Origin of the sequence: Pseudomonas auratipiscis, assembly GCF_036324085.1 — a bacterium.
Classification (GTDB): Bacteria; Pseudomonadota; Gammaproteobacteria; order Pseudomonadales; family Pseudomonadaceae; genus Aquipseudomonas; species Aquipseudomonas auratipiscis.
Genome location: NZ_JAZDCU010000006.1, coordinates 285,699 through 308,318 on the forward strand (window position 1 = coordinate 285,699; position 22,620 = coordinate 308,318).

22 protein-coding genes, 1 tRNA gene and 1 pseudogene are annotated in these 22,620 nt (G+C 60.1%); 11 read left to right on the forward strand and 13 right to left on the reverse strand.

Features of this window, described 5'->3' with window-relative positions; translation table 11 throughout:
- Nucleotides 1-37: 37 nt before the first annotated feature.
- A complete protein-coding gene (locus V0R60_RS11340; RefSeq protein ID WP_136475126.1) occupies nt 38-760 on the reverse strand; it encodes a lysophospholipid acyltransferase family protein in 723 nt (240 codons plus the stop codon).
- A gap of 120 nt (nt 761-880) precedes the next feature.
- Nucleotides 881-1,570 carry a crotonase/enoyl-CoA hydratase family protein gene (locus V0R60_RS11345; RefSeq protein WP_330079718.1) on the reverse strand — a complete coding sequence of 230 codons (690 nt, stop codon included), beginning with the start codon at nt 1,568-1,570 and terminating at the stop codon, nt 881-883.
- Nucleotides 1,571-1,871: 301 nt separating this feature from the next.
- Between V0R60_RS11345 and V0R60_RS11350 the strand changes: the two genes are divergently transcribed.
- Nucleotides 1,872-1,961 (forward strand) — tRNA-Ser (locus V0R60_RS11350).
- Nucleotides 1,962-2,099: 138 nt separating this feature from the next.
- Here V0R60_RS11350 and V0R60_RS11355 read toward each other — a convergent pair.
- Complete coding sequence (locus V0R60_RS11355; protein WP_330079719.1) at nt 2,100-4,229, reverse strand: TonB-dependent siderophore receptor; 2,130 nt, start codon at nt 4,227-4,229, stop codon at nt 2,100-2,102.
- A 156-nt stretch (nt 4,230-4,385) separates the two neighbouring features.
- Nucleotides 4,386-5,579: an MFS transporter gene (locus V0R60_RS11360; RefSeq protein ID WP_330079720.1), complete on the reverse strand. Its 1,194-nt coding sequence runs from the start codon at nt 5,577-5,579 to the stop codon at nt 4,386-4,388.
- A 106-nt stretch (nt 5,580-5,685) separates the two neighbouring features.
- On the opposite strand from V0R60_RS11360, the gene V0R60_RS11365 reads away from it, so the two are divergent.
- The gene (locus tag V0R60_RS11365; RefSeq protein WP_136475130.1) at nt 5,686-6,573 is read left to right on the forward strand and encodes a LysR family transcriptional regulator; all 888 of its coding nucleotides are present in this window, start codon (nt 5,686-5,688) and stop codon (nt 6,571-6,573) included.
- 5 nt (nt 6,574-6,578) lie between these two features.
- Here the strand turns inward: V0R60_RS11365 and V0R60_RS11370 are convergent, their stop codons facing one another.
- Nucleotides 6,579-7,328, reverse strand: coding sequence for a 3-oxoacyl-ACP reductase family protein (locus tag V0R60_RS11370; protein WP_136475131.1), 750 nt, complete (start codon nt 7,326-7,328; stop codon nt 6,579-6,581).
- Nucleotides 7,329-7,451: 123 nt separating this feature from the next.
- Between V0R60_RS11370 and V0R60_RS11375 the strand changes: the two genes are divergently transcribed.
- On the forward strand, nt 7,452-8,378 hold the full coding sequence (locus V0R60_RS11375) for a LysR family transcriptional regulator (protein ID WP_136475132.1): 927 nt from the start codon (nt 7,452-7,454) through the stop codon (nt 8,376-8,378).
- A 23-nt stretch (nt 8,379-8,401) separates the two neighbouring features.
- Here the strand turns inward: V0R60_RS11375 and V0R60_RS11380 are convergent, their stop codons facing one another.
- Together V0R60_RS11380 and V0R60_RS11385 are read right to left on the reverse strand one after the other, a co-directional pair.
- Nucleotides 8,402-8,884 (reverse strand): GreA/GreB family elongation factor, encoded by a 483-nt coding sequence (locus V0R60_RS11380; RefSeq protein WP_330079721.1) that lies wholly within the window; start codon nt 8,882-8,884, stop codon nt 8,402-8,404.
- 4 nt (nt 8,885-8,888) lie between these two features.
- Nucleotides 8,889-9,275, reverse strand: a complete 387-nt coding sequence (locus V0R60_RS11385; RefSeq protein ID WP_136475134.1) for a hypothetical protein — start codon at nt 9,273-9,275, stop codon at nt 8,889-8,891.
- A gap of 122 nt (nt 9,276-9,397) precedes the next feature.
- Between V0R60_RS11385 and earP the strand changes: the two genes are divergently transcribed.
- Together earP and V0R60_RS11395 are read left to right on the forward strand one after the other, a co-directional pair.
- A complete protein-coding gene (earP, locus tag V0R60_RS11390) occupies nt 9,398-10,531 on the forward strand; it encodes an elongation factor P maturation arginine rhamnosyltransferase EarP (RefSeq protein ID WP_330079722.1) in 1,134 nt (377 codons plus the stop codon).
- A 49-nt stretch (nt 10,532-10,580) separates the two neighbouring features.
- Nucleotides 10,581-11,153, forward strand: a complete 573-nt coding sequence (locus V0R60_RS11395) for an elongation factor P (protein ID WP_136475136.1) — start codon at nt 10,581-10,583, stop codon at nt 11,151-11,153.
- 65 nt (nt 11,154-11,218) lie between these two features.
- On the opposite strand, the gene V0R60_RS11400 is transcribed toward V0R60_RS11395, so the two are convergent.
- From V0R60_RS11400 to V0R60_RS11410, 3 genes are all read right to left on the reverse strand, one after another.
- On the reverse strand, nt 11,219-11,647 hold the full coding sequence (locus V0R60_RS11400; RefSeq protein ID WP_136475137.1) for an organic hydroperoxide resistance protein: 429 nt from the start codon (nt 11,645-11,647) through the stop codon (nt 11,219-11,221).
- A 127-nt stretch (nt 11,648-11,774) separates the two neighbouring features.
- Nucleotides 11,775-12,236 (reverse strand): MarR family winged helix-turn-helix transcriptional regulator, encoded by a 462-nt coding sequence (locus V0R60_RS11405; RefSeq protein ID WP_136475138.1) that lies wholly within the window; start codon nt 12,234-12,236, stop codon nt 11,775-11,777.
- A 59-nt stretch (nt 12,237-12,295) separates the two neighbouring features.
- Nucleotides 12,296-13,249 carry a LysR family transcriptional regulator gene (locus tag V0R60_RS11410; protein ID WP_330079723.1) on the reverse strand — a complete coding sequence of 318 codons (954 nt, stop codon included), beginning with the start codon at nt 13,247-13,249 and terminating at the stop codon, nt 12,296-12,298.
- A 125-nt stretch (nt 13,250-13,374) separates the two neighbouring features.
- Between V0R60_RS11410 and V0R60_RS11415 the strand changes: the two genes are divergently transcribed.
- Nucleotides 13,375-14,124: a sulfite exporter TauE/SafE family protein gene (locus V0R60_RS11415; RefSeq protein WP_330079724.1), complete on the forward strand. Its 750-nt coding sequence runs from the start codon at nt 13,375-13,377 to the stop codon at nt 14,122-14,124.
- Here the strand turns inward: V0R60_RS11415 and V0R60_RS11420 are convergent.
- Nucleotides 14,114-14,968, reverse strand: coding sequence for a LysR family transcriptional regulator (locus V0R60_RS11420; protein ID WP_136475141.1), 855 nt, complete (start codon nt 14,966-14,968; stop codon nt 14,114-14,116). The genes V0R60_RS11415 and V0R60_RS11420 overlap by 11 nt on opposite strands.
- A gap of 97 nt (nt 14,969-15,065) precedes the next feature.
- Here V0R60_RS11420 and V0R60_RS11425 point away from each other — a divergent pair, with 97 nt between their 5' ends.
- Both V0R60_RS11425 and V0R60_RS11430 read left to right on the forward strand, forming a co-directional pair.
- On the forward strand, nt 15,066-15,296 hold the full coding sequence (locus V0R60_RS11425; RefSeq protein WP_256658333.1) for a DUF1127 domain-containing protein: 231 nt from the start codon (nt 15,066-15,068) through the stop codon (nt 15,294-15,296).
- Nucleotides 15,297-15,354: 58 nt separating this feature from the next.
- Entirely contained in the window at nt 15,355-16,596 is a 1,242-nt protein-coding gene (locus V0R60_RS11430) for a winged helix-turn-helix domain-containing protein (RefSeq protein WP_330079725.1), read from the forward strand.
- Here the strand turns inward: V0R60_RS11430 and V0R60_RS11435 are convergent.
- Entirely contained in the window at nt 16,577-17,923 is a 1,347-nt protein-coding gene (locus tag V0R60_RS11435) for a class II 3-deoxy-7-phosphoheptulonate synthase (protein WP_330079726.1), read from the reverse strand. The two genes, V0R60_RS11430 and V0R60_RS11435, sit on opposite strands and share 20 nt — an antisense overlap.
- A 128-nt stretch (nt 17,924-18,051) precedes the next feature.
- Here V0R60_RS11435 and V0R60_RS11440 point away from each other — a divergent pair, with 128 nt between their 5' ends.
- On the forward strand, nt 18,052-18,807 hold the full coding sequence (locus V0R60_RS11440) for a spermidine synthase (protein WP_136475145.1): 756 nt from the start codon (nt 18,052-18,054) through the stop codon (nt 18,805-18,807).
- 320 nt (nt 18,808-19,127) lie between these two features.
- Nucleotides 19,128-20,823 (forward strand): annotated as a pseudogene (locus V0R60_RS11445) (DEAD/DEAH box helicase).
- Nucleotides 20,824-20,880: 57 nt separating this feature from the next.
- On the opposite strand, the gene V0R60_RS11450 reads toward V0R60_RS11445, so the two are convergent.
- On the reverse strand, nt 20,881-21,648 hold the full coding sequence (locus tag V0R60_RS11450) for a DODA-type extradiol aromatic ring-opening family dioxygenase (protein ID WP_330079727.1): 768 nt from the start codon (nt 21,646-21,648) through the stop codon (nt 20,881-20,883).
- Between the two features lie 103 nt (nt 21,649-21,751).
- On the opposite strand from V0R60_RS11450, the gene V0R60_RS11455 reads away from it, so the two are divergent.
- A complete protein-coding gene (locus tag V0R60_RS11455) occupies nt 21,752-22,402 on the forward strand; it encodes a thiopurine S-methyltransferase (protein WP_330079728.1) in 651 nt (216 codons plus the stop codon).
- Nucleotides 22,403-22,620 lie beyond the last annotated feature (218 nt).

Consider the following 22,620-nt stretch of genomic DNA (forward strand, 5'->3'; position numbering starts at 1 on the left):
CAGTAGCTTGGTCTGACCCGCAGAATTGAGCAACCGTTCAGGCCTGATGCAATTCCACTTCCATCAAGTCGATGCAGCGTTGCATCTGCATGCGGCATTGTTCAGCCAGAGCAGGTACATCCTGTTGGGTCAGGCCGCTGGTGGGAATCGGGGGCAGGGAGCGGATGATAACTTTGCTGCGCCGCCAGCTGTTCAGGTTCAGTCGGTAGGCGTAGCGACTGACGCACACCGGCACGATCGGCACGCCGGCTTCCACGGCCATGTGGAAGGCGCCTTTCTTGAATGGTATCAACTGCTCGCCAGCATTGCGGGTGCCTTCGGGAAACACCCAGATCGAGGTGTCATCTTCACGCAAGGTGCGCGTAGTGGTCTGCATGGCGCGCCGCGCATGGTAGGCGTTGCCGCGATCGATCAGCACATTGCCGCCCAGCCAGAACAGTTGACCGAACAGCGGAACCCACTTCAGGCTCTTTTTGCCGATGCACACGGTACGTGGCGGCACCACATGCCCCAGCACGAACAAGTCATGGTTGGATTGGTGGTTGGCAACGATCACACAGCCGGGAGGCTGGTCGAACAACGGGCCGACCTCCGCCTTTACATCCAGGCGCATCAGCCAGGTGGCTGGCAGGCCGTAGAGACGGGCGAAAATTCGGCTGTTGTCCGGATTGAATGGCCGGCACAGGCCAATCAATACACCGACCACGCCGATCACAACAAAATGCAGCCCCAACAAGAGCATGCGTGTAAGAAAAAGCATTTTACGACTCGCAATTGGCAAACGCGGCGCAGTGTACGGGTGTGCACTTGCGTGGGCAAACGCTCAATGCGGTCGTAGGGGCCTGATTTGTAAACAAAAGCAATCAGGCCTTGGTAGGGGTCAGGCCAAATGTTCCTGGTCACGGATGATCGCGTCATCCAGCGCCTCGAGCAGCGCTTTGCGCACTTTGAGCTTGGTGTGTTTGTGCGCGTTCATGTTGATCTTCTTCAACTGCCGCGCAGCAGCCAGTGCGGCGTCCTGCAGTTGCTCGGCCGCCACCACTTTGTCGAGGAAGCCGGCATCCACGGCGCTTGCCGGGTCGAACATTTCGGCGTTGATCACCGAGCGATGGAAGGCCGGGCGGCGCAGGCGATCACGGGCCAGTTCGATACCGGCGTGGTGCATGGTCATGCCGATCTGTACTTCGTTGAGGCCAATGCTGAACGGACCTTCGACGCCAATCCGGTAATCGGCCGAAAGCAGCAGGAATGCACCCTTCGCCACGGCATGGCCTGGGCAGGCAACAATGATCGGAAACGGATGCGCGAGCATGCGACGCGCCAGGGTCGAACCTGCGGTGACCAGGCTGACGGCTTCTTTCGGGCCGCTGGTCATGACCTTGAGGTCGTAGCCACCGGAAAGAATGCCCGGCTGGCCAGTGATGATTACCACTGCACGATCCTGCACCGCTTGGTCCAGCGCCGCATTGAAAGCGGCAATCACGTCTGGAGAAATGGCGTTGACCTTGCCGTTGTTCAGGGTCAGGGTCGCAATGCCGTCTTCGAGGTGGTAGGTAATCAGCTCACTCATGACACAGTTCCTAAAGGGAGAGTGGGGCAGACGTTACTCAGGCTGGACGGCGAGGTAAAGCGCTGTGACTGACTGACCGGTCAGCGTTTGGCTGCTTTGCCGTGCAGGCTGGGGATAATTCGCTGTGCAGGTGCCCGAGGGCTGCCGAAGCACTCCAGAGATTGGCGACTTTGCCCTGCGCGCCGCGCTATTTCGCTGGATCAGCTTAAATATATGAAAATTCTGAAAAAAAGCTTTGCCATCAAATCCTCTTTCGACTACATTAGCGCGCCTCGACAGGCTGAACAGCTTGAAGAGAAACGGTGAAGTGTCCGAGTGGCTGAAGGAGCACGCCTGGAAAGTGTGTATACAGGAAACTGTATCAAGGGTTCGAATCCCTTCTTCACCGCCACATTTAAAAGAGCCCCCGATCTGCAAAGGTCGGGGGCTTTTTGCATTTGCACGCCGCCATGAGGCCGCAGCCGCGGCGCTGCCGGTCGCGTGGAAAGCCCGCGTCTACCGACAGTTTGCCCCCAGCGGCAGTGGATGGTTAGAAGTTCACCGACGCCGAGAGGCGCGCAGTTCTCGGTGCGCCTTGAAACAGGTAGGCATCGCCCAGGTATTCACCGGCGTCACGCCAGTAGCGCTTGTCGAAAACGTTATCGACCATCAGCCGCAGCGTTGTGTCGTAGCCACCTATCTTTGTCGTATAGCGGCTGCCGAGGTCGAACACGGCGTAGCTGCCCACTTGCACTGTTCCCGCCTGATTGGCGTATTTGCTGGCGCTGTAGCGCGCCCCGCCCAACAAGGCCAGGCCGGAAATCGGCAGGCTGTAGTCGGCCTGCAATGCTGCGCGGAAGTTGGGTACGTTGATCGCCTGGTGATCTTCATAGTCAGCGGTGCCACTGTTCTTCACCCGGGCGCGGATGGCGGCAGCGCTGGCATTGATCTGCAGGCGCTCGGTGACCCAGCCGCTGGCGCCCAGTTCCAGGCCGATGTTCTTTTGCTGGCCTTGTTGCACGTAGGTGAAGTGGCCTGCGCCGTCCGGGCGGGAATACTGATAGGCCTGGCGCAGTTGGAACAAGGCCGCACTCAAGCTCAAGCGCTGCCAGTCACGCTTGATGCCGACTTCCAGTTGGTGCGAAAGGGTGGGAGCGAGAATTTCGGCGATGTTGGTGGCGAACCAAGGCGCTGTGCCTCCGGATGAGATGCCTTTGCTGTAGCTGCTATACAGGCTGATATCCGGGCGCGGCTTGTAGATCACGGCAGCATTGGGCAGGAGTTGGTAGTCGCGGGTATGGCGACCAGGGGTGCCGTCTTCATCGAAGGTTTTCTCGTCCAGCCGCACCAGGCGCGCGCCGAGCACGGTCTGCCAGTGTTCGTTGAAGCTGATTCGGTCGCTGGCAAACAGGCCGTATTGGCGACTGTCCAGGCGGCGCGTGCTGGAGCCAACGGTTTTGTTGGACGGTGGCAGCACGGGTGTTGGCTGATAAATATTGCCGCTGCCGAGCCATTCGTTGAAGTAGGGGCGTTGGTCGAGGGTGCGACGTTGCGCACTGGCGCCGACAGTCAACTCGTGGGCTAACCCCATGGAGTCGAAACGACCATTGAGCGCTGCCTGCGCTTCGTCGGTACGGCGGGTGTCGTCGGGGCTGCGATAGTCATAAATGTCGTAGTCGCCGGCGCCGCTGAAGTAGGCGCCCTCGCTCGATCCCCAGGCGAAGGCGCTGTAATCATCGATCACCACTTTGCTGCGTGAGGCGCTGAGCGTGCCACTCCAGGTATCGTTGAAGCGATACTCGAAACGCCCACCCAGGTTCAGGGAGTCAATGGTCACCGGCTTGGCCCAGCGCTGGTAGGCCAGGCGGTCGTGAGGGTCAATATCGTGCGGCAGGCTGGTGCCGCCCAGCAGTTGATAGCCCGGCACCGAGCGTTGTTCGCGCTGCTGGTATTCAGCATCGAGTTGCAGCACGGCGTCGGGGTTGATCTGCCAGTCGAAGGCCAGCGCGGCAAAGTCGCGTTTGCCGTCGGCATGGTCGACATAGGAGCGGATGTCTTCGTGTGCCAGGTTGGCGCGCAGGCCGAATTGACGCTCACTGCCGAACCAGCCGCCCAGGTCGGTGGCGATATAGCGCTCGCCATCATCGTTGCTCGATACGGTTAGCGAACGGACGTTTTCGGGGCGCTTGGTCACGTAGTTGATCAGCCCGCCGGGCTCGGCAACGCCGCTTTGCAGGCCGGACAGCCCCTTGAGTAACTCAACCTGCTGTTTGTTCTCCAGGGCTACATTCTGCTCACCGGCAATGGTCTGGCCATTGATCTTGTAGCTGCTGGCAGCATTGAGCTCGAAGCCGCGCACGTTGAAGTTTTCGTAGTAGCCGATCGGTGCGTAGCTTTCGCCCACCGATGCATCGCTCTGCAGCACTTCGCTGAGCTTTCGTACCTGCCGGTCCGCCAACAATTGCTCGCTGAATACCGCCACTGACGCTGGGGTGTCGAGCAGGGACGCCGGGGCAAAACCGCTAACCGAGGCCTCCTGTACCTGATAGCCCTCGCTGTAGGCCTCAGACACCTGCAGCGGTGCCAGGGTGATGCTCTCCTGGGCCAGGCTTGGACACGCGGGCAGGGCCAAACTCAAACCGAGCAGGCTCAGGGGTAGGCGAGGGCGCAGCAGGGTCATGCAAGAAGCTCCTTGAAAGCAGGCAGCAAACGCGCCGCCAGCTTTTGTTCGCTGTTGCGCGGCGTAACTTCGGTTGACTGCTGGGTGTCAGGCCTGCCGGCATTGCGCCGGCAGGCGGGGGCGCATCTTAGCAGGCTTGATGCGCTGGGTAGCGGCTCAAGCCGTCCGTGCCCGCAGGCTACGTTGGCGTTCTGCCAGGGCCCAGACCAGCAAGGCCAGGCTGCCGATCGCCAGCCCGCAAAGGACGATGCCGTTCCAGCCATAGCTCTGGAACAACTGGGTGCCGAGCAACGAGCCCAGCGCACCACCGATGAAATAGCAGGTGATGTAGCCGGCATTCAGGCGATTACGTGCTTCTGGGCGCAGGGCAATCACAGCATTTTGATTGCTGACGTGTACCAGTTGCACCGCCAGATCCAGCAAAAGGACGCCGATCAACAGCGCCAGCAGAGACGATTGGGCAAACCCAAGGGGTATCCATGAAAGCAGCAGGGCGAGTAATCCGACCGTGGTGCCCAGCGCGCCTTTTCCACGGTCAGCCAGACGCCCGGCCCAGTTGGCCGCCAGCGCACCGGCCGCACCGGCCAGGCCGAACAATCCTATGACGGCGTCGGTGTACTGGTAGGGTTTGGCTGACAGCAGGAATGCCAGTGGCGTCCAGAACAAGGCAAACAGGCTGAAACTGAGCAGCCCGAGCAACGAGCGCAGGCGTAAAACCGGTTCATCCACGAACAGGCGAAACACCGAACCGATCAGCGCTGGATAACTCAACCCGGCATGTTGGTGGCGTTCAGGCAGGGCGCGCGCCAAGGCAATCGCACAGACAGCCATCAAGGCGGCCGCCAGCAGGTAAATGCTGCGCCAGCCGCCTAATTCAGCCATGAATCCGGCCGCTGTGCGGGCGAGCAAAATACCGAGCAGCAAGCCGCTCATCAGCGTCCCAACCGCCCGGCCGCGTTGGTTCGGTTCGCTCAAGCCGGCGGCCATGGGTACCAGGATCTGGGCCACCACTGAAAACAGACCGGTCAATGTCGTGCCCAGCAATAGCCAGATCAGATTCGGTGAAAAGGCACTTATCAACAGGCCCAGGGTGCTGATGGCGATCATGCTGACGATCAACCGCCGCTGCTCGAACAGGTCGCCCAGAGGGGCGAGAAGCAGAAGTCCTGCGCCATAGCTCAGCTGCGCAGCGATAACGATGGCGCCGGCGCTGGCGGTGGTCAGGCCGAAATGCTCGGCGATACTGTGCAGCAGCGGCTGTGCATAGTAGTTGCTGGCTACGGCCAGACCGGTGGCGGTTGCCATCAGTAGGATGAGGCCGCGGCTCAAAGGGGTCGTGGAGGTGGTCATGGACCGTCTCGATCAGTGGCAGTTAGGAAATGAGATTATCGGAAATACGCTAGCATGACGCCAATGTATCGTTTTCATTCTATCCATCTTGAAAATAGATCGTTCTATGAACTTGAAGCAGATCGAGTATGCGCTGGCGGTGGTCGATACCGGCAGTTTCACCCGCGCCGCGCAGCAGTGCCATGTGGTGCAGTCGGCCTTGAGTCATCAGATTGCCCGGCTTGAGGAAAGCCTCGGTGTCAGCCTGTTTGAGCGTAGCTCGCGACGGGTGCGCCTGACGCCTGCCGGTGAAGCCTTTGTGCGCAGCGCCCGCCCTGCACTGGAAGCGACCCGGCGAATTGCCGAGGATGTGGCGGCTGCCTGCGGCGAGGTACGCGGACAATTGTCGATCGGCGAGATCACTTCGCTGACAGAACTGGACCTGGTTGATTTGCTCGCAGGCTTTCATCGGCAATACCCGCAAGTGGATATCCGTTGGCTGATGGCCAAGAGCGAGCAACTGCTTGCCGATGTCCGCGAGCGGCGATTGGATGTGGGGTTTATCGGCATATGGCCGGGGGAGCCTCCGCAAGGTGTCGAGTACCGCTTGCTCGCTGAAGAGGAACTGGTGGCAGTGCTGCCGCTTGCCCATCCATTGGCCGCGCTTGAACGGTTGTCGCTGTCTGATCTGCAAGACGTGCCGCTGGTGGATTTTCCCGCCGGCAGCAGCGCTCGCAGACAAACCGATGAAGCCTTCGCCGCGGCGCGCCTGACCCACCGCGTGCAGTTTGAAGTGACCAACATTCGCCTGGTGGAAAAGTTCGTTCAGCGCGAATTGGCCATTGGTTTGGTGCCGGAGCGCATCGCCAGTGGCTTCAGCGATGTAGCGACGGTAGCGGTACGTGATGCGCCAAAGCGCCATCTTTATGCAATCTGGTCGTCCAACCCCACGCCGGCTGCCCGGGCGTTCGTCGATATGATCGAGCAAAGCCTGGCGAGCCGCGAGGGCGTCTGAAGGGCTCAGGCCGCGAAGCCGCCATCGACAGTCAGGCTGGCACCGGTGATGTAGGCCGCTTCAGGGCTGGCCAGATAGGCAACGAAGCTGGCGATTTCTTCGACTGTGCCGTACCGACCCACGGCCATGTAGCCCATCAGGCTCTCGGCGAACTCGCCAGTGGCCGGATTCATTTCGGTATCGACGGGCCCGGGCTGCACGTTGTTGATGGTGATTCCCAGCGGGCCAAGGTCTCGAGCCAGGCCGCGGGTCAGGCCTACCAGGGCAGACTTGCTCATGGCGTAGGGACCGCCGCCGGCAAATGGCATGCGCTCGGCATTGGTGCTGCCGATATTGATGATGCGCCCGCCCTGGCCCATGTGCCGGGCAGCCGCCTGACTGGCGACAAAAACACTGCGCACATTGACTGCCAACGTGCGGTCGAAATCTTCCAGGTCGAACTCAAGCAAAGGTGCGACTGCCAGCACGCCGGCGTTGTTGACCAGAATGTCCAACCGACCGAACGTCTCGACGGTTTGCGCCACCGCCAGTTGCACTGCTTTGGCATCGGCGCTGTCGGCTTGAATCGCCAAGGCCTTGCCACCATCGGCAATGATGCTGTGTTGCAGCGCTTGCGCCTGTGCCGTGGCATTGGCGTAGGTGAAGGCGACACTGGCACCTTCGGCGGCCAGGCGTTTGACAATCGCCGCGCCGATACCCCGTGAGCCACCCTGGATAAGGGCTACTTTGCCGTTGAGGCGAGTTTGAGTCGACATGAGCTGCTCCCGAAAGAACAAGGCGGGATGCCTTGGATGGGGCTCAGTATCGGCGGCAGATTACCCTCTGAGTAGCCGGTAATCGCTATAGTCTATGTAAACCAAAAGTATGGAATAGAAGCCGTGGAGTCTTTCAGCAGTATCGAGTGCTTTGTGCGTAGCGCTGAGGTTGGCAGCTTTGCCGAGGCGGCCCGGCGGCTGAGCCTGACGCCCGCTGCGGTGGGCAAGAACGTTGCCCGGCTGGAGGCGCGCCTGGGCGTGAGGCTGTTCCAGCGCAGTACCCGGCGCTTGACTCTTACCGAGGCCGGGCAGCGCTTTTTACGGGAGGTGGCCAGCAGTTTCCAGACCATCCAGTATGCCGTGGCCAACCTTGCCAGTGCTGAAGGTCAACCGGCCGGCACCTTGAAAGTCAGCATGGGCACTGTGTTTGGGCGCTTGTATATCGTGCCGTTGCTGGCCGAGTTTATTCAGCGTTATCCGGCAATCAGTCCAGACTGGCATTTTGACAACCGCCAGATTGACCTTATCGGCCAGGGCTTCGATGCTGCAATTGGCGGCGGTTTTGATCTGCCGCAGGGGGTTGTAGCGCGCAAACTGACACCCGCTCACCGGATTCTGGTCGCGGCCCCGGCTTTCCTTGCGCAACACCCGACGATACGCCAGCCGGCCGATCTGCAAGCTCTGGACGGTATCCTCATACGCTCGCCGCAAACCGGGCGGGTGCGTTCCTGGCCGTTGACCAATCGCCAGCAGGAACAGGTGCCACTGGGCATTCGCCAGCGCATGACCATGAGCGATTCAGAAGCAGCCTGTGCGGTGGCGCAGCAGGGCTTGGGGGTGGCTCTGGTGAGCATGCCGTTTGCGCTGCCGTACCTGCAGGCAGGCAGCTTGGTTCGGGTGTTGCCGCAATGGTATGTGGACGACGGCAGCATTTGTTTGTATTACGCCGAGCACAAATTGCTGCCGGGCAAGACGCGGGCGTTTGTCGATTTCATTATCGAGCAATTTGCTGCACAAGGGTTGGCCCAGCGGTTTAGCGCACTGCTTTGATGCTTCCAGCCTGCTGGCCGTAATCAGCTGACATTCACCACCACAAAGCATTGCTGTTTACCCGCCAGGGTCAGGCTGACTTCGTCGTCTTCATGCTTACCCATCAGACTTTGTCCCAAGGGTGAGCGGGGTGTTATCACGGTCACCAATTGCTCACCCTGGCCAATCTTCAAGCCGGCGCCTTCGGGCCCTATGAACAAGTGCTGGCAGCTGCCGTTTTCGGCCTCAAGGCTCACCAGGTTGCTGATTTGAATGCCGCGTGTCGGGTCGTAATCGCGCAGGATCAATTGCTGGTACGCCGCTCGCGCCTGGCGAATCTCTTCCATGCGCCGGGCCTGTCCGGTTGCCAGGTAGGAGGCTTCCAAGCCGAGGGTGTCGTACTTGTTCTCGGCAATGTTCTCTTCGGCTGTAGCCGTTTCATAGGCGGTCTGAGCCGCGCGCTGGGCGACGTCCAGGTCGAAGGTCAAAGTGTCGATGATGCGCTGCAATAGTTCGGCTTTGTTCATGGTCTCAGTTGCAAAATTCCAGGACGAGCGCGCGGCTCTTTTCGGTCGGTGCGGTGCGGTTTTGTTGGAGCCAGAACTGACACTTGGGATTGGACAGGTTACGCAGGCTGCCTTCAGCCCGGTCTTCGGCCTGTTGCACCTCTTGGTTGCGCAGGATCTGCTTGTACTGTTCGAACATCTGGTTCTGCTGTTGCGGCGCCGTACCAGGGGCGAGCGTACTTGCGGGAGGAACTACAAGCTGGCTCAACGGTTGGACGGTGTCCGGTATCAAGCGCGAAGCCAGGTAAAAGCTCAACGTGATGGCGACCGCTGCGAGCCATAGGCCCAAGGCAATACACACGATCAGTTGCACAGGTTTCAGGGTGATCTTAAGTTCGCGCGGGCGGGGCATGGTGGCCTCCTGGCCATGGCTCAAGTGCTCATTGTGGCATGCCGCGACGGGTTTTTTCCGTGGTGCGCTTTTGTCTGCGATGATTTACCCGGACAATCGGCGCTTTTTCAAAGGGGCCAGCGATGAAAGCTGACTGGGACATATTCTGTTGTGTTGTCGATAACTTCGGCGACATCGGCGTGACCTGGCGTCTGGCCCGGCAATTGGTGGCCGAGAAGGGGCTGTCGGTGCGCTTGTGGGTCGACGACTTGAATGCCTTCGCGCGAATCTGTCCCGAGGCGGATGCCCAGGCCTCCCGTCAATGGCATAGCGGTGTCGAGGTTTGTCATTGGCTGCCAGAATGGCAGGACACGGCAGTAGCCGATGTCGTCATTGGCGCCTTTGCTTGTCAGTTGCCGGCTGCCTATGTGCAGGCCATGGCCGCCTGTCCTCGTCCACCGTTGTGGCTGAACCTGGAATACCTGAGTGCCGAAAGCTGGGTGGAAGGCTGCCATGGTTTGCCTTCCCCTCAGCCCAATGGCTTGCGCAAGGTGTTTTTCTTTCCGGGCTTTAGCGCAAAAACCGGCGGTTTGTTGCGTGAGGCCACTTTGTTGGCGCGGCGCCAGGCATTCGAGCAGGATCCCTCCGCGCGCCAGGCGTTTCTCCAGCATCTGAAGGTAACTGCAGTCGGCGGCGCCCGCCTGATTTCACTGTTTGCCTACGAAAATTCGAGCCTGGCCAGTTGGCTTGACGCATTGGCTGCCGATAGCCGTGCCAACCATCTGCTGGTACCTGAAGGGCGGGTGCTGGGCGACGTGAAGGCCTGGCTGGGGGTGGATGAGCTGGCGGTGGGTAGCGTGGCAACCCGGGGTGCCTTGACCGTGCAGATCCTGCCGTTTGTCAGCCAGGACGAATACGATCAATTGCTGTGGTGCTGCGACTTCAATGCCGTGCGCGGTGAAGACTCGTTTGTACGCGCGCAATGGGCGGGGCGTCCTCTGCTATGGCACATCTACGTTCAAGAAGAATACGCCCACTGGGAAAAGCTCGAGGCGTTTCTGGATCACTACGTCGAGGGGCTTTCCTCGCCAGCGAAAACCGCGATTGTGGATGTATGGCGAGCCTGGAACATGGACAGCGATATGGCGCAGCCGTGGAAACAGGTGCTTGAACACTGGGATGAGCTCGACCAGCATGCCCGGCGCTGGAGCGTCAATCAGGCCGCTCAGCCGGACCTCGCTACGACGCTGGTACAGTTTTACCGAAATTCGCTATGATATGCGGCCTCGATTTTTGTAAATCCATCCAAATTCGGATAACTAGCAAATGAAAACTGGTAAAGAGCTGAAACCCGGTACCGTGATCCGTATCGACAACGACCCTTGGCTGGTTCAGAAAGCTGAATTCACCAAATCGGGCCGTAACAGCGCGATCATGAAAACCAAGCTGAAGAACCTGCTGACCGGCTACAAGACTGAAACTGTCTACAGTGCCGACGACAAGCTGGACGACGTGATCCTCGACCGTAAAGAAGCGACCCTGTCCTTCATCAACGGCGACACCTACACGTTCATGGACACCACCGACTACACCATGTACGAGCTGAACGCCGAAGACATCGAAGGTGTTCTGCCGTTCATCGAAGAAGGCATGACCGACGTCTGCGAAGCGGTGTTCTTCGAAGAGCGTCTGGTTTCGGTTGACCTGCCGACCACCATCGTCCGTCAGGTTGACTACACCGAAGGTTCCGCTCGCGGCGACACTTCGGGCAAGGTCATGAAGCCTGCCAAACTGAAGAACGGTACCGAACTGAGCGTTGCCGACTTCATCGAAATCGGCGACATGATCGAGATCGATACCCGCGAAGGTGGCTCCTACAAGGGCCGCGCCAAGGTTTAAACCTGGCGTCTGCGCGAATAAAGAACCCGGCCTCGGCCGGGTTTTTTTACGCCTGGGTTTTATCTTCAGACCGTGACGTGCAGGCGTACATCAACGTTGCCGCGAGTGGCGTTCGAGTAGGGGCACACCTGGTGGGCGGCATCTACCAGCGCTTGCGCATCTGCTTGTTGCAAGCCTGGCAACGCGATATGCAGGTCGATGTCCAGGCCAAAACCACCTGGGATCTGGCCGATGCCGACCTTGGCGGTAATCGAGCTATCGTTTGGCAGCGCCTTTTTTTGCTGGCTGGCGACGAACTTCAGGGCACCGATAAAGCAGGCCGAGTAGCCGGCGGCGAACAGTTGCTCTGGATTGGTGCCTTCACCACCCGCACCGCCCAACTCCTTGGGAGTGCTCAGCTTGACTTCGAGTTTGCCGTCGCTGGAGCGCGAGCTGCCGTCGCGACCGCCGGTGGACTTGGCTTCGGCAATGTAAAGCGGAGTGACCTTTTGCATCTTGAGCCTCGTTTTCAAAGGTGCGCCGTGGCGCTGAGTGGGGACGGAAATTAAATTAGCGCACGATTATTTAGTGCGCAAGATAATTTTTGGACCAGCTTACAAGTGGTCACTCACAGCTTAGCGTTCAGAGGCTTTTTTGCAGGTTGGCACGCAATTCCAGCAAGTCGGCCTGCAATTGTTGCAAGCGCTCGATGCTCTCACCACTGGCGGCCAGGATGCACTGGGGAACCGCCTTTGCCTGTGCTTGCAGGGCACGTCCGGGGTCGAGCAAGTGCACCAGCACCACGCGTTCATCTTCGCGGCTGCGCGTACGCTTGAGCAGGCCCTCAGCTTCCAGGCGTTTGAGCAGCGGTGTGAGCGAACCAGGATCGGTGAGCAAGCGCTGGCTGATTTCACCGACGGTCAGACCCTCTTCTTCCCAAAGTACCAGCATCACCAGGTACTGTGGATAAGTCAGCCCAAGCTTCTGTAACAGTGGCTTGTAGACCTTGGTCATCAGCAGCGAAGTCGAATGCAAGGCAAAGCACACCTGGTTATCGAGCAACAGTTCTTGGCAGGGTTCAGGTGCTTTAGGGTCGGCGTTCATGCGCATCCTTTAACTCGTTAGATCCTTGGAATTTATCACGCGGGTAATTAGCGCGCTGACTACCCGCGCAGCTCACTTTGCAGCGCCAGGTCCCAGGGCGGGACGGGACTGAAGCGGCTCTTGAGAAATTCGAGCAACAAACGGCTACGAGAGTTCGTTTCGTGTTCCAGGCGCAGGGCATAAATGCCGCTGGACTCGGGGGCAGGCAGGCCGCTTTCGCAAAACAGCGGCAGCAATTCACCACGCAGCAGGTATTCGCTGATCAGCCACGTGGGTAAATGGGCAATGCCAAGGCCTGCCAATGCCCCGAATAGCAGGGTCTCGGCGTTGTTGGCGCTCATGCGCATGCGTGTAGGTCGGGACAGGCGCAGTTGTCCATCGACGACAAAGCGCCAGGCGAAGGGTGGGGCCAGGCCGTCCCAGTCCAGGCCGTCGTGCCCGGGCAGTTCTGCGGGGCTGGCAGGAACCCCGCGGGCAGCCAGATAGGCCGGGCTCGCGCAGGCGATGCGCACCATGTACGCCAGCGGCGTAGCAACCAGACGGGTATCGGCCAAGGGGCCGGCACGCAACACTAAGTCGACTTTACCCAGATGGGCGCCATGCAAGTCGATAAAGCTGTCGATAAGGCGCAGTTGCACATCGAGGCCTGGGTGGGCTACGAGAAAATCAGCAATGGCCGGCGCCAAATGGCGACGGCCGAATGCTGCGGGGGCGTCGACCCGAATCAGGCCTTCCGGGGCGTTGCTCAACGACACCGCTTCGGCTCGCGCCAGGCGCAGCTCTTCGACGATACGCCGGGCTCGCTCGGCAAATGCATTACCTGCTGGAGTAGGGCGTACAGCGTGGGTGCTGCGTATGAACAGGCGGCTGCCGAGGGTGTTTTCCAGAGAGTCGATGCGTCTTGCCACGGCCGAAGGGGTCAGCGGATGGCGACGGGCAGTCGCTGAAAAGCTCCCGCTCTCCAGTACATCGAGAAACAGGCCGAGTTGCTCGGTGAGTGCATCGGGGTTCATATCGTGCGGATCTGCTTTTGCGTAATGTGCATAGCCATTGTGCGTTGCTATGCGTTTCCCCGCTAGCATCAGGTCGGTAGCATGCCGCCACTGGGTTGATGAAACTGCAATTGTGGTGAGGCGTAATGATTGAGTGGGTGATGTATATAGCGCTGGGCGCTGCACTGGGGACGGTCGGAGGGCTGTTTGGTATTGGTGGTGGGCTTATCGCGATTCCGGCGCTGGGAGTGTTGTTCGGGCTCGATCAGCAACTGGCGCAAGGTACGGCCTTGGTGATGGTGGTGCCGAACGTGCTGCTGGCGCTGTGGCGCTATCACCAGCGCAACCGGATCGAGATGCGCCACGCGTTGCCATTGGCAGTTGCCAGCTTTGTTTTTGCCTGGCTAGGTTCGATCTGGGCTGTGGACGTCGACGCACAGTCCATGCGTTTTGCCTTTGTCATGTTCCTGGTTGCCTTGGCTGCCTGGAACCTGGCGCGCATGTTCATGCGCCAGACACAGCCTTCCACTGAACTGCGCTATCCATGGCCCTGGCTCGGTGTGCTGGGCGCAGGCGCTGGAGTGCTTGGCGGTTTGTTTGGTGTCGGTGGGGCGGTAGTTGCCACCCCTGTGTTGACCAGTGTGTTCGGTACCACACAGGTGGTTGCCCAAGGGCTCTCACTGGCGCTGGCGGCGCCCAGTACGGCCGTAACCCTGCTGACCTACGGTGTTCACCAGCATGTGCAGTGGAGCATGGGGATCCCGCTGGCAGTGGGTGGGCTGTTGAGCATCAGTTGGGGGGTAAAGCTGGCTCACGCGCTGCCCGAAAAAGTCCTGCGCTCACTGTTCTGTGGCTTCCTGGTGGTCTGCGCGGTGATGCTGGCGTTCAAGATCTGAAGCCTTCAACGATGTAGTCGGCCATGCAGTCGGTCATCTGTGACTGGCTGCTGTTGTTGCGCAGCAGCATGATACTGGCAGTCGGCAAGACCGGCAGGCCCTGCGCTTCGCCTATCACGCGCAAATCGCTGGTAATCAGGCTCTGCAATTGTGCCGTGACCGCAAGGCCAGCGCTGACCACCGCCATGATTGCCGGGGTGCTGGCGCTGGTGTAGGCGATCCGGTATTCCTTTTCGATCGTATCCAGCGCGTTGCAGGCCCAAGTCCGGCAGCAGCAGTCAGTATTGAAAACGGCCAGCGGCAGCGGATTGTGTTCGTGCGGGCAGAAGCCCTGGGCCTGAACCCACACCGCAGGCTCGCGGCGCAGTAATTGACCGACTTCATGGCCGGGCTCGCAGGTGATGATGGTCATGTCCAGGTCCTGGCGCTGCATCAGCTGGCGCGAGCTTTCGCAATGAACCTCGACCTGGATCAGTGGATAGGCCTGGGCAAAGCTGGAAAGAATGCCGGGCAGAAAACGCATGGCATAGTCATCCGGCGTGCCAATGCGCACCATGCCGACCATGTGTGGCATGCGCAGGGTGTTGAACACTTCACCATGGAGTTTGAGGATGCGCCGGGCGTAGCCAAGCAGTACCTGGCCTTCGGCGGTCAGGCGTACCTGGCGGCCGTCACGTTCGAACAGCTGGCGCTGGATGATGTCTTCTTCCAGGCGTTTCATCTGCATGCTGACGGCCGACTGAGTGCGGTTCACCACTTCGCCAGCGCGAGTGAAACCACCGTGTTCAGCGATGGCGACGAAGGTGCGCAGGACGTCGGAGTCGATACTCTGATACTGGGACAAGGCATCAATCTCCTAGATGTATTGCATAAGAAACATTCGTTGGATTGATCTTAGGCCTGCGCTGACACTGTCGTCATCCCACACGGAGGGTAAGACGATGAAAGGTCAGAAAGCACATGTCCTGATGCATCCGCGCTTTGCTCATGGCGGCTTCAGCCATGCCATTGAGGCTGTCATTCAACAGTTGGCGCGCTGGCGGCAGTTGCACCGGCAACGGATGGAACTGGCGCGCCTGAGTGATGCCGCACTGCACGATATCGGCATGAGCCGGGTTGATGTGCTGCAAGAGGTGGAGCGGCCATTCTGGGACGACCCGTTAAAAAAATGAGTCGCGTCCGGCAGGCGTCACTACTACCTTAAGTGGGCTTGTTCAGAAGGAGTCGGGCATGCCTACCACACAATCCTTTTCGCTGGCGCAGGCGCGCCGCCTGGCCTTGGCGGCCCAGGGCTTTGCTGGGCGCACCCCGCGCTCACAGGTGAGTGCCGCGCATCTGCAACGGCTGATGGAGCGCCTGGGTGTGGTGCAGATCGACTCGGTGAACGCCTTGGTGCGTTCGCATTACCTACCGATATTTTCGCGACTGGGCAGTTATCCACAGGCGCTGCTTGACCAGATTGCCTGGGGCCAGCGGCGCCAGCGCAAACTGTTTGAATACTGGGGCCACGAAGCTTCGTTGCTGCCGCTGGCGTTGTATCCCATGCTCCGTTGGCGCATGGACCGTGCGCGCCAAGGACAGGGTATCTACCAGCAGTTGGCACGTTTCGGTCGTGAGCAGCAGCCAACCATTGCCCGTGTTCTGGCTGCAGTCACCGCTCAGGGCGCTTTGGCTGCCGGTAGCCTGTCCACCCGTGAGGTGCGTGCCGGACCCTGGTGGGACTGGAGCGCAGAAAAGCATGCGCTGGAATGGTTGTTTGCTGCAGGCCTGGTGACCGTTGCCGGGCGACGGGGTTTTGAGCGTTTGTACGATCTGCCTGAGCGGGTGCTGCCAGCGGCATTGCTGCAGCAACCATTGCTCGACGAAGCGCAGGCTCAGCGCGGGCTGCTCCTGCAAGCGGCCACTGCCTTGGGCGTGGCGACCGAAAAAGACCTGCGCGACTACTATCGACTCAGCCCGGCAGATAGCCGTGATCGCATTGCCGAATTGGTGGAGCAGGGGCAGTTGCAAGTCTGTGCCGTGCAAGGTTGGAACCAGGCAGCCTATTGCCTTGGCGCTGTGCGGCTGCCGGGTAAAGTTGCCTGCAGCGCATTGCTGTCACCCTTCGATTCGTTGGTCTGGGAGCGGGGGCGTACCGAGCGCCTGTTCGATTTCCGTTATCGGCTGGAGATTTATACCCCGGCGCACAAACGGGTCTACGGCTATTATGTTCTGCCGTTTCTACATCATGAACGGATCGCCGCGCGTGTGGATTTGCGCGCAGATCGGGCCGGCGACTGCCTGGCGATCCATGCGGTGCACGAGGAAGTCCAGGGCCTGGACGATGCTGGGGTGCAAGCGCTGGCTGACAGCCTGTGGAACATGGCGAGGTGGCTGGGCTTGAGCCGCTTGCAGCTGAATTGTCCTCGAGCCAGTGCCGCGCGGTTGCGCCCGGCACTGGCCCACAGCACCTTCAGCGTCGGACTTGTTTGAGAGTCTCGGCGATCAGGAAGGCCAGTTCCAGGGACTGGTCGGCGTTCATGCGCGGATCGCAATGGGTATGGTAGCGATCTGACAGGGCGTCTTCGGTAATGGGGCGGGCGCCACCGATGCACTCGGTGACGTTCTGTCCGGTCATTTCAATGTGAATGCCACCGGCATGGCTACCCTCGGCCTGGTGCACCTGGAAGAACTGCTTGACCTCGCTGAGGATCTGCGCGAAATCGCGGGTTTTGTAGCCGCTGCTGGCCTTGATGGTATTGCCGTGCATCGGGTCGGAGCTCCACAGCACTTTGCGTCCTTCGCGCTCGACGCTGCGAATCAGTGCCGGCAAGTGGTCACCGACCTTGCTGGCACCCATGCGTACGATCAGATTGAGGCGGCCGGGGTCATTGTCCGGGTTGAGCACATCGATCAGGCGGATCAACTCCTCGGTATTCATGCTCGGGCCGACCTTGACCCCGATAGGGTTGTTCACCCCGCGCAAAAACTCCACATGTGCACCGTCGAGTTGGCGCGTGCGGTCGCCGATCCAAAGCATATGCGCCGAGCAGTCGTAGTAGTCGTTGGTCAGGCTGTCGCGGCGTACGAAGGCTTCTTCGTAATTCAACAGCAGCGCTTCATGGGCGGTGAAAAAGCTGGTTTCACGCAATTGCGGTGAACTGTCCATGCCACAGGCACGCATGAAGGCCAGTGTTTCGTCGATACGGTCAGCCAATTGACTGTACTTTTCTGCCAGTGCCGAGTTGGCAATGAAGTCCAGGTTCCACTTGTGCACCTGGTGCAGATCGGCAAAACCACCTTGGGCAAAGGCGCGCAACAGGTTCAGGCTGGCGGTGGACTGGTGATAGGCCTGGAGCAGGCGTTCCGGGTCGGGTACCCGGCTTTTTTCGTCGAAGCCGATACCATTGACGATATCGCCACGGTAGGCCGGCAGAGTCACCCCGGCAACGGTCTCATCATTTGCCGAGCGCGGTTTGGCAAACTGCCCGGCCATGCGCCCGACCTTGACCACCGGGCAGCCGGCGGCAAACGTCATGACGATCGCCATTTGCAGCAGCACCTTGAAGGTGTCGCGGATTTTGGCCGCCGAGAACTCGGCGAAGCTTTCTGCACAATCGCCGCCCTGCAGAAGAAACGCGCGGCCCTGGGTGACTTCGGCAAACTGTCGGCGCAGTTCCCTGGCTTCGCCGGCGAATACCAGCGGCGGGTAACTGGCCAGGGTCTGTTCGACCTTGAGCAGGTGCTCGGCATCAGGGTAGGAAGGTTGCTGCTGGATCGGCAGGGCGCGCCAGCTGTCAGGGCTCCAGGGTTGATTCATCACGGGCTCGGTCAGGTCGGAAAGGGGCTGCCTGCCATGTTAACAGTTGCGGCACGCCTTGTTGCACTGGCGCCATTGACGGACAATGGCTGTTTTGCTCGAAGCAGCGGCGTAAGCCGGGAGACAGCATGACAGTGGAACGGGTGGAGCGGGTGCTGGCCCAGGTGCAGGACCAATACGGCACCATCAGCGTCCTGGAGGTCGAGGACTATCGGTTTCTCGAATTCGGTGAAGCCATCGAGCAGAGCTGCGTGTTTACCGCCGATCCGAGCTGGCTGGAATACGACTACACCCGCGCCATGTTCATCGCCGCGCTGTGTCACGCCGAGCCCGAAAGCGCGCTGTTTCTTGGTCTGGGCGCCGGAACCTTGACCCAGGCCTGCCTCAAGTTCCTGCCGCTGGAAGACGTCGAGGCCATTGAGCTGCGTCCCGATGTGCCGCGCCTGGCCATCGAGTATCTGGGCCTGGATGATGATCCGCGCCTGTATATCCGTATTGGCGATGCCATGGAGTTGCTGGGTTCTGCCGAGTCTGCCGACTTGATTTTCGTCGACTTGTATACCGATCATGGGCCGGGTGTGGCCCATCTGGCGTGGCGTTTCCTCGAAGACTGCCAGAAGCGCTTGAATCCTGATGGTTGGCTGGTGATCAACCAGTGGGCCGGCGATGATGGCAAGCCACTGGGCGCCGCATTGCTGCGTGGGCTTTATCATCGTCACTATTGGGAGCTGCCGGTCAAGGAGGGCAATGTGATTATCATCGTTCCAGCCGACCTCGACCAGGAACTGGACATGGCCGGGCTCCAGGCTCGCGCCGCAGCCCTGGCCCCGCGTCTTGGCTACTCGCTGGATGCCTTGATCGCAGCGATCCGCCCGGCTACGTGAGACGCCTGGTGCAGCGGGCGCAGGAAAAACGTTTCAGCCATTTGCAAGCCTATCGCCCCAGGCCCGCCGTAGCGTGGCTTGGGACAGGCGCGTTGGAATAAAAAAATCTCCCGCGATTTTGGAATTCAGGTATAGTACGCGCCGGTCTTTTACCAGACCTCGTTTAGGTAGTGCATTTCCGAAGCCAGCTTCGGCTGCGCGTCCGCCCTGCGGACGCTCCCTGACGTTCCTTTTTTTTCTTCAATCGTTTTCGCAAATCCCCGCCGACAAAGCTGCCAGGGTGACTTTCGGGTCTTACAAGGCATGCGCAGCTTTGGAGCATGGGTCTTTGCGGATGCACTTAGAGGCAGACCCATGACCCAGGAAACCGGCGGCTTCGCCGCTCTCGATCTTCATCCAAGTATTGTTGCCGCCGTTGTGGCTACTGGCTACGAAGAGCCATCGGCCATTCAGCAGCAATCGATCCCGATTATTCTTGCCGGTCATGACATGATCGGTCAGGCGCAGACAGGTACCGGCAAAACTGCCGCTTTCGCTCTGCCAATCCTGCACCGCATCGACCCGAGCAAGCGCGAGCCGCAAGCCCTGATCCTGGCGCCAACCCGTGAGTTGGCGCTGCAAGTAGCCACCGCTTTTGAAACCTACTCCAAGCAGATGCCTGGCGTTACCGTGGTGGCCGTATACGGTGGTGCCCCAATGGGCCCACAGCTGAAAGCAATTCGCAATGGCGCGCAAATCGTCGTTGCCACCCCTGGCCGTCTGTGCGACCACCTGCGTCGCGACGAGAAAGTCCTGGCAACCGTCAATCACCTGGTGCTCGACGAAGCTGACGAAATGCTCAAGCTGGGCTTCATGGATGACCTCGAAGTCATCTTCAAGGCCATGCCGGAAACCCGCCAGACCGTACTGTTCTCCGCAACCCTGCCGGCCTCCATCCGTGCAATTGCCGAACGTCACCTGCGTGATCCGAAGCACGTCAAGATCCAGACCAAAACCCAGACCGTGACTGCCATCGAGCAGGCTCACCTGATGGTCCACGCTGACCAGAAGGTCTCCGCTGTCCTGCGTCTGCTGGAAGTGGAAGAGTTCGACGCACTGATCGCCTTCGTGCGTACCAAGCAAGCCACCCTGGACCTGGCTAGCGCCCTGGAAGCCAAAGGCTACAAGGCTGCTGCGTTGAATGGTGACATTGCCCAGAACCAGCGTGAGCGCGTTATCGACTCGCTCAAGGATGGTCGCCTGGACATCGTCGTTGCTACCGACGTTGCCGCTCGTGGTCTGGACGTGCCGCGCATCACTCACGTGTTCAACGTTGACATGCCGTACGATCCAGAGTCCTACGTTCACCGTATCGGCCGTACCGGTCGTGCCGGTCGCGAAGGTCGTGCACTGTTGCTGGTAACGCCGCGTGAGCGTCGTATGCTGCAGGTGATCGAGCGTGTCACTGGTCAGAAGGTTGCAGAAGTTCGTCTGCCAAATGCCCAGGCCGTTCTCGATGCTCGCATCAAGAAGCTGACCAACAGCCTGGCGCCACTGGTTGCCGACGCCGAGTCGACCCATGGTGATCTGCTCGATCGCCTGACTGCCGACATCGGTTGCAGCCCGCGTGCCCTGGCCGCAGCGCTGCTGCGCAAGGCTACCAACGGTCAGGCCCTGACCCTGGAAGCTGTCGAGAAGGAGCAACCGCTGGTTCCGACCTCCGCTCCGCGTGAGCGCTCTGGCGATCGTCCAGACCGTGGCGAGCGTGAGCGTCGTGCGCCAATGCCGCTGGGCGAAGGCCGTGCACGCTGCCGTACCGCGCTGGGTGCGCGTGATGGCATCGCTGCCAAGAACCTGCTCGGCGCCATCCTCAACGAAGGCGGCCTGGCCCGCGAAGCAATCGGCCGCATTCAGGTGCGTGATAGCTTCAGCCTGGTTGAACTGCCGGAAGAGGGTCTGGAGCGTCTGCTGGCCAAGCTCAAGGACACTCGCGTTGCCGGTAAGCAGCTGAAGCTGCGCCGTTATCGCGAAGACTGATCCGCGAGCACAAAAAAATCCCCGACTGAGTTGGGGATTTTTTTTGCCCAGGCTATTTCAATCGAAGCGATAGATGTCCATGCCCAGCGCCCCGAGGGTGAAGCCCTGGTGAACGATTGCGAACTTCGTACCCGCACCTCGAGCGAAGTACAGGGGCAATAAATGCTCATCGCTAGGGTGATTGCGCATGGCAAAGGGCGCCAGGTGCCGGTAATCATGCAAGGCCTGGGTGTCATCTGCCTGCAGTTTTTCAATCATCCAGTCCCGAAACGCCAGCGCCCAGGGTTCAATGCTTTGCGGACCTGCGCGCCAGTCCAGTTCGCCCAGGTTGTGGGTGATGCTTCCGGAGCCGATCAGCAGAACGTCGTCATCACGCAAGCTCGCCAGCGCGCTGCCCACCAGTTCCTGAAACTTCGGCCCAAGCTGGGTGGGAAGGGAAACCTGTACCACCGGAATATCTGCGTGGGGATACATCAGCGACAGAGGAACCCAGGTGCCATGGTCGAAGGGGCGTTGGGGGTCGAGGCGCGTTGGCATGCCGGCCGCGCAGAGCAGTTCTGTTACCCGTTGAGCCAGGGCCGGGTCGCCGGGGGCAGGGTACTGCACGGCATACAGTGCGGCGGGGAAGCCGCCGAAGTCGTGCCAGGTTTGCGGGGTGGGGCTGCTGGATACCAGCAACTCCCGGCTTTCCCAATGTGCTGAGACCACCACGATTGCTTTGGGTCGTTTTAATGCAGCAGCCAGGCGTTTCAAGGCAGGGCCACTGGCACCTGGCTCCAGGGCGAGCATGGGCGAGCCATGGGAAATGAACAGGCTGGGCAGCATCAGGGTGCTCCGGACGTTAAGATGTGCTCATCTTCGGGCAAAGCATTGATCTAAATCTAATATAAGTTTTCGCAGTATTTGATCGAATTTATCGAGGTGAGGCATGCAGGCAGCGTTTTGGCATTCGCGTTGGAACAATAATCAGATTGGCTTTCACCAGTCTCAGGTCAACGGTCACCTGCAACAGTACTGGCCGACATTGGCGGTGGCGCCTGGAGCGCGCGTGCTGGTGCCGCTGTGTGGCAAGAGCCTGGACATGCTCTGGTTGGCAGGGCAGGGCCTGCAGGTGCTTGGGGTGGAGCTGTCGGAGCGTGCGGTGGAGGATTTTTTCGCTGAGCATCAGTTGCAGCCCCAGATCACTCAGCAAGGTCCGTTCAAGGTTTTTCGCTGCGACGCCATTGAAATTCGCTGCGGTGATTTCTTCGCCTTACGCGCTGAAGACGTCGGCGCGTGTGCTGCTTTGTACGATCGAGCTGCACTGATCGCGCTGCCCGCGCCTATGCGCGTGCGTTATGTCGAGCATTTGCAGACCCTGCTTGCGCCACCGGTGAAGGGCTTGTTGATCACCCTGGACTACGACCAGTCGCAGATCGACGGGCCGCCGTTTGCTGTCGTCGATGACGAAGTGCAGGCGCTGTTCGCCGCCTGGCAGCCGCGTGAGCGGGTATCGCATGATGTGCTGGCCGAGAGTCCGAAATTCCAACAGGCTGGCGCCACGCGCTTGTTGGAGCGGGTCTATCACTTGCAACGCTGATATAAAAAAGGTCCTTCACGAAATCCCAGGGCATGATCTTGGGGCTGGGCTGGGCTGGGCTGGGCTGGGCTGGGCTGGGCTGGGATTTGAGTCTGTGAGCTTATCCATTCAATGCGGCGCCGCTGTTGGCCCCTTCCGCCGTTACGGCGGGTCCCTTTTGTCTTGGCAAAAGGAACCAAAACCGTGTGTCCCTGCATTCGGCCCTACGCTGCGCTCCG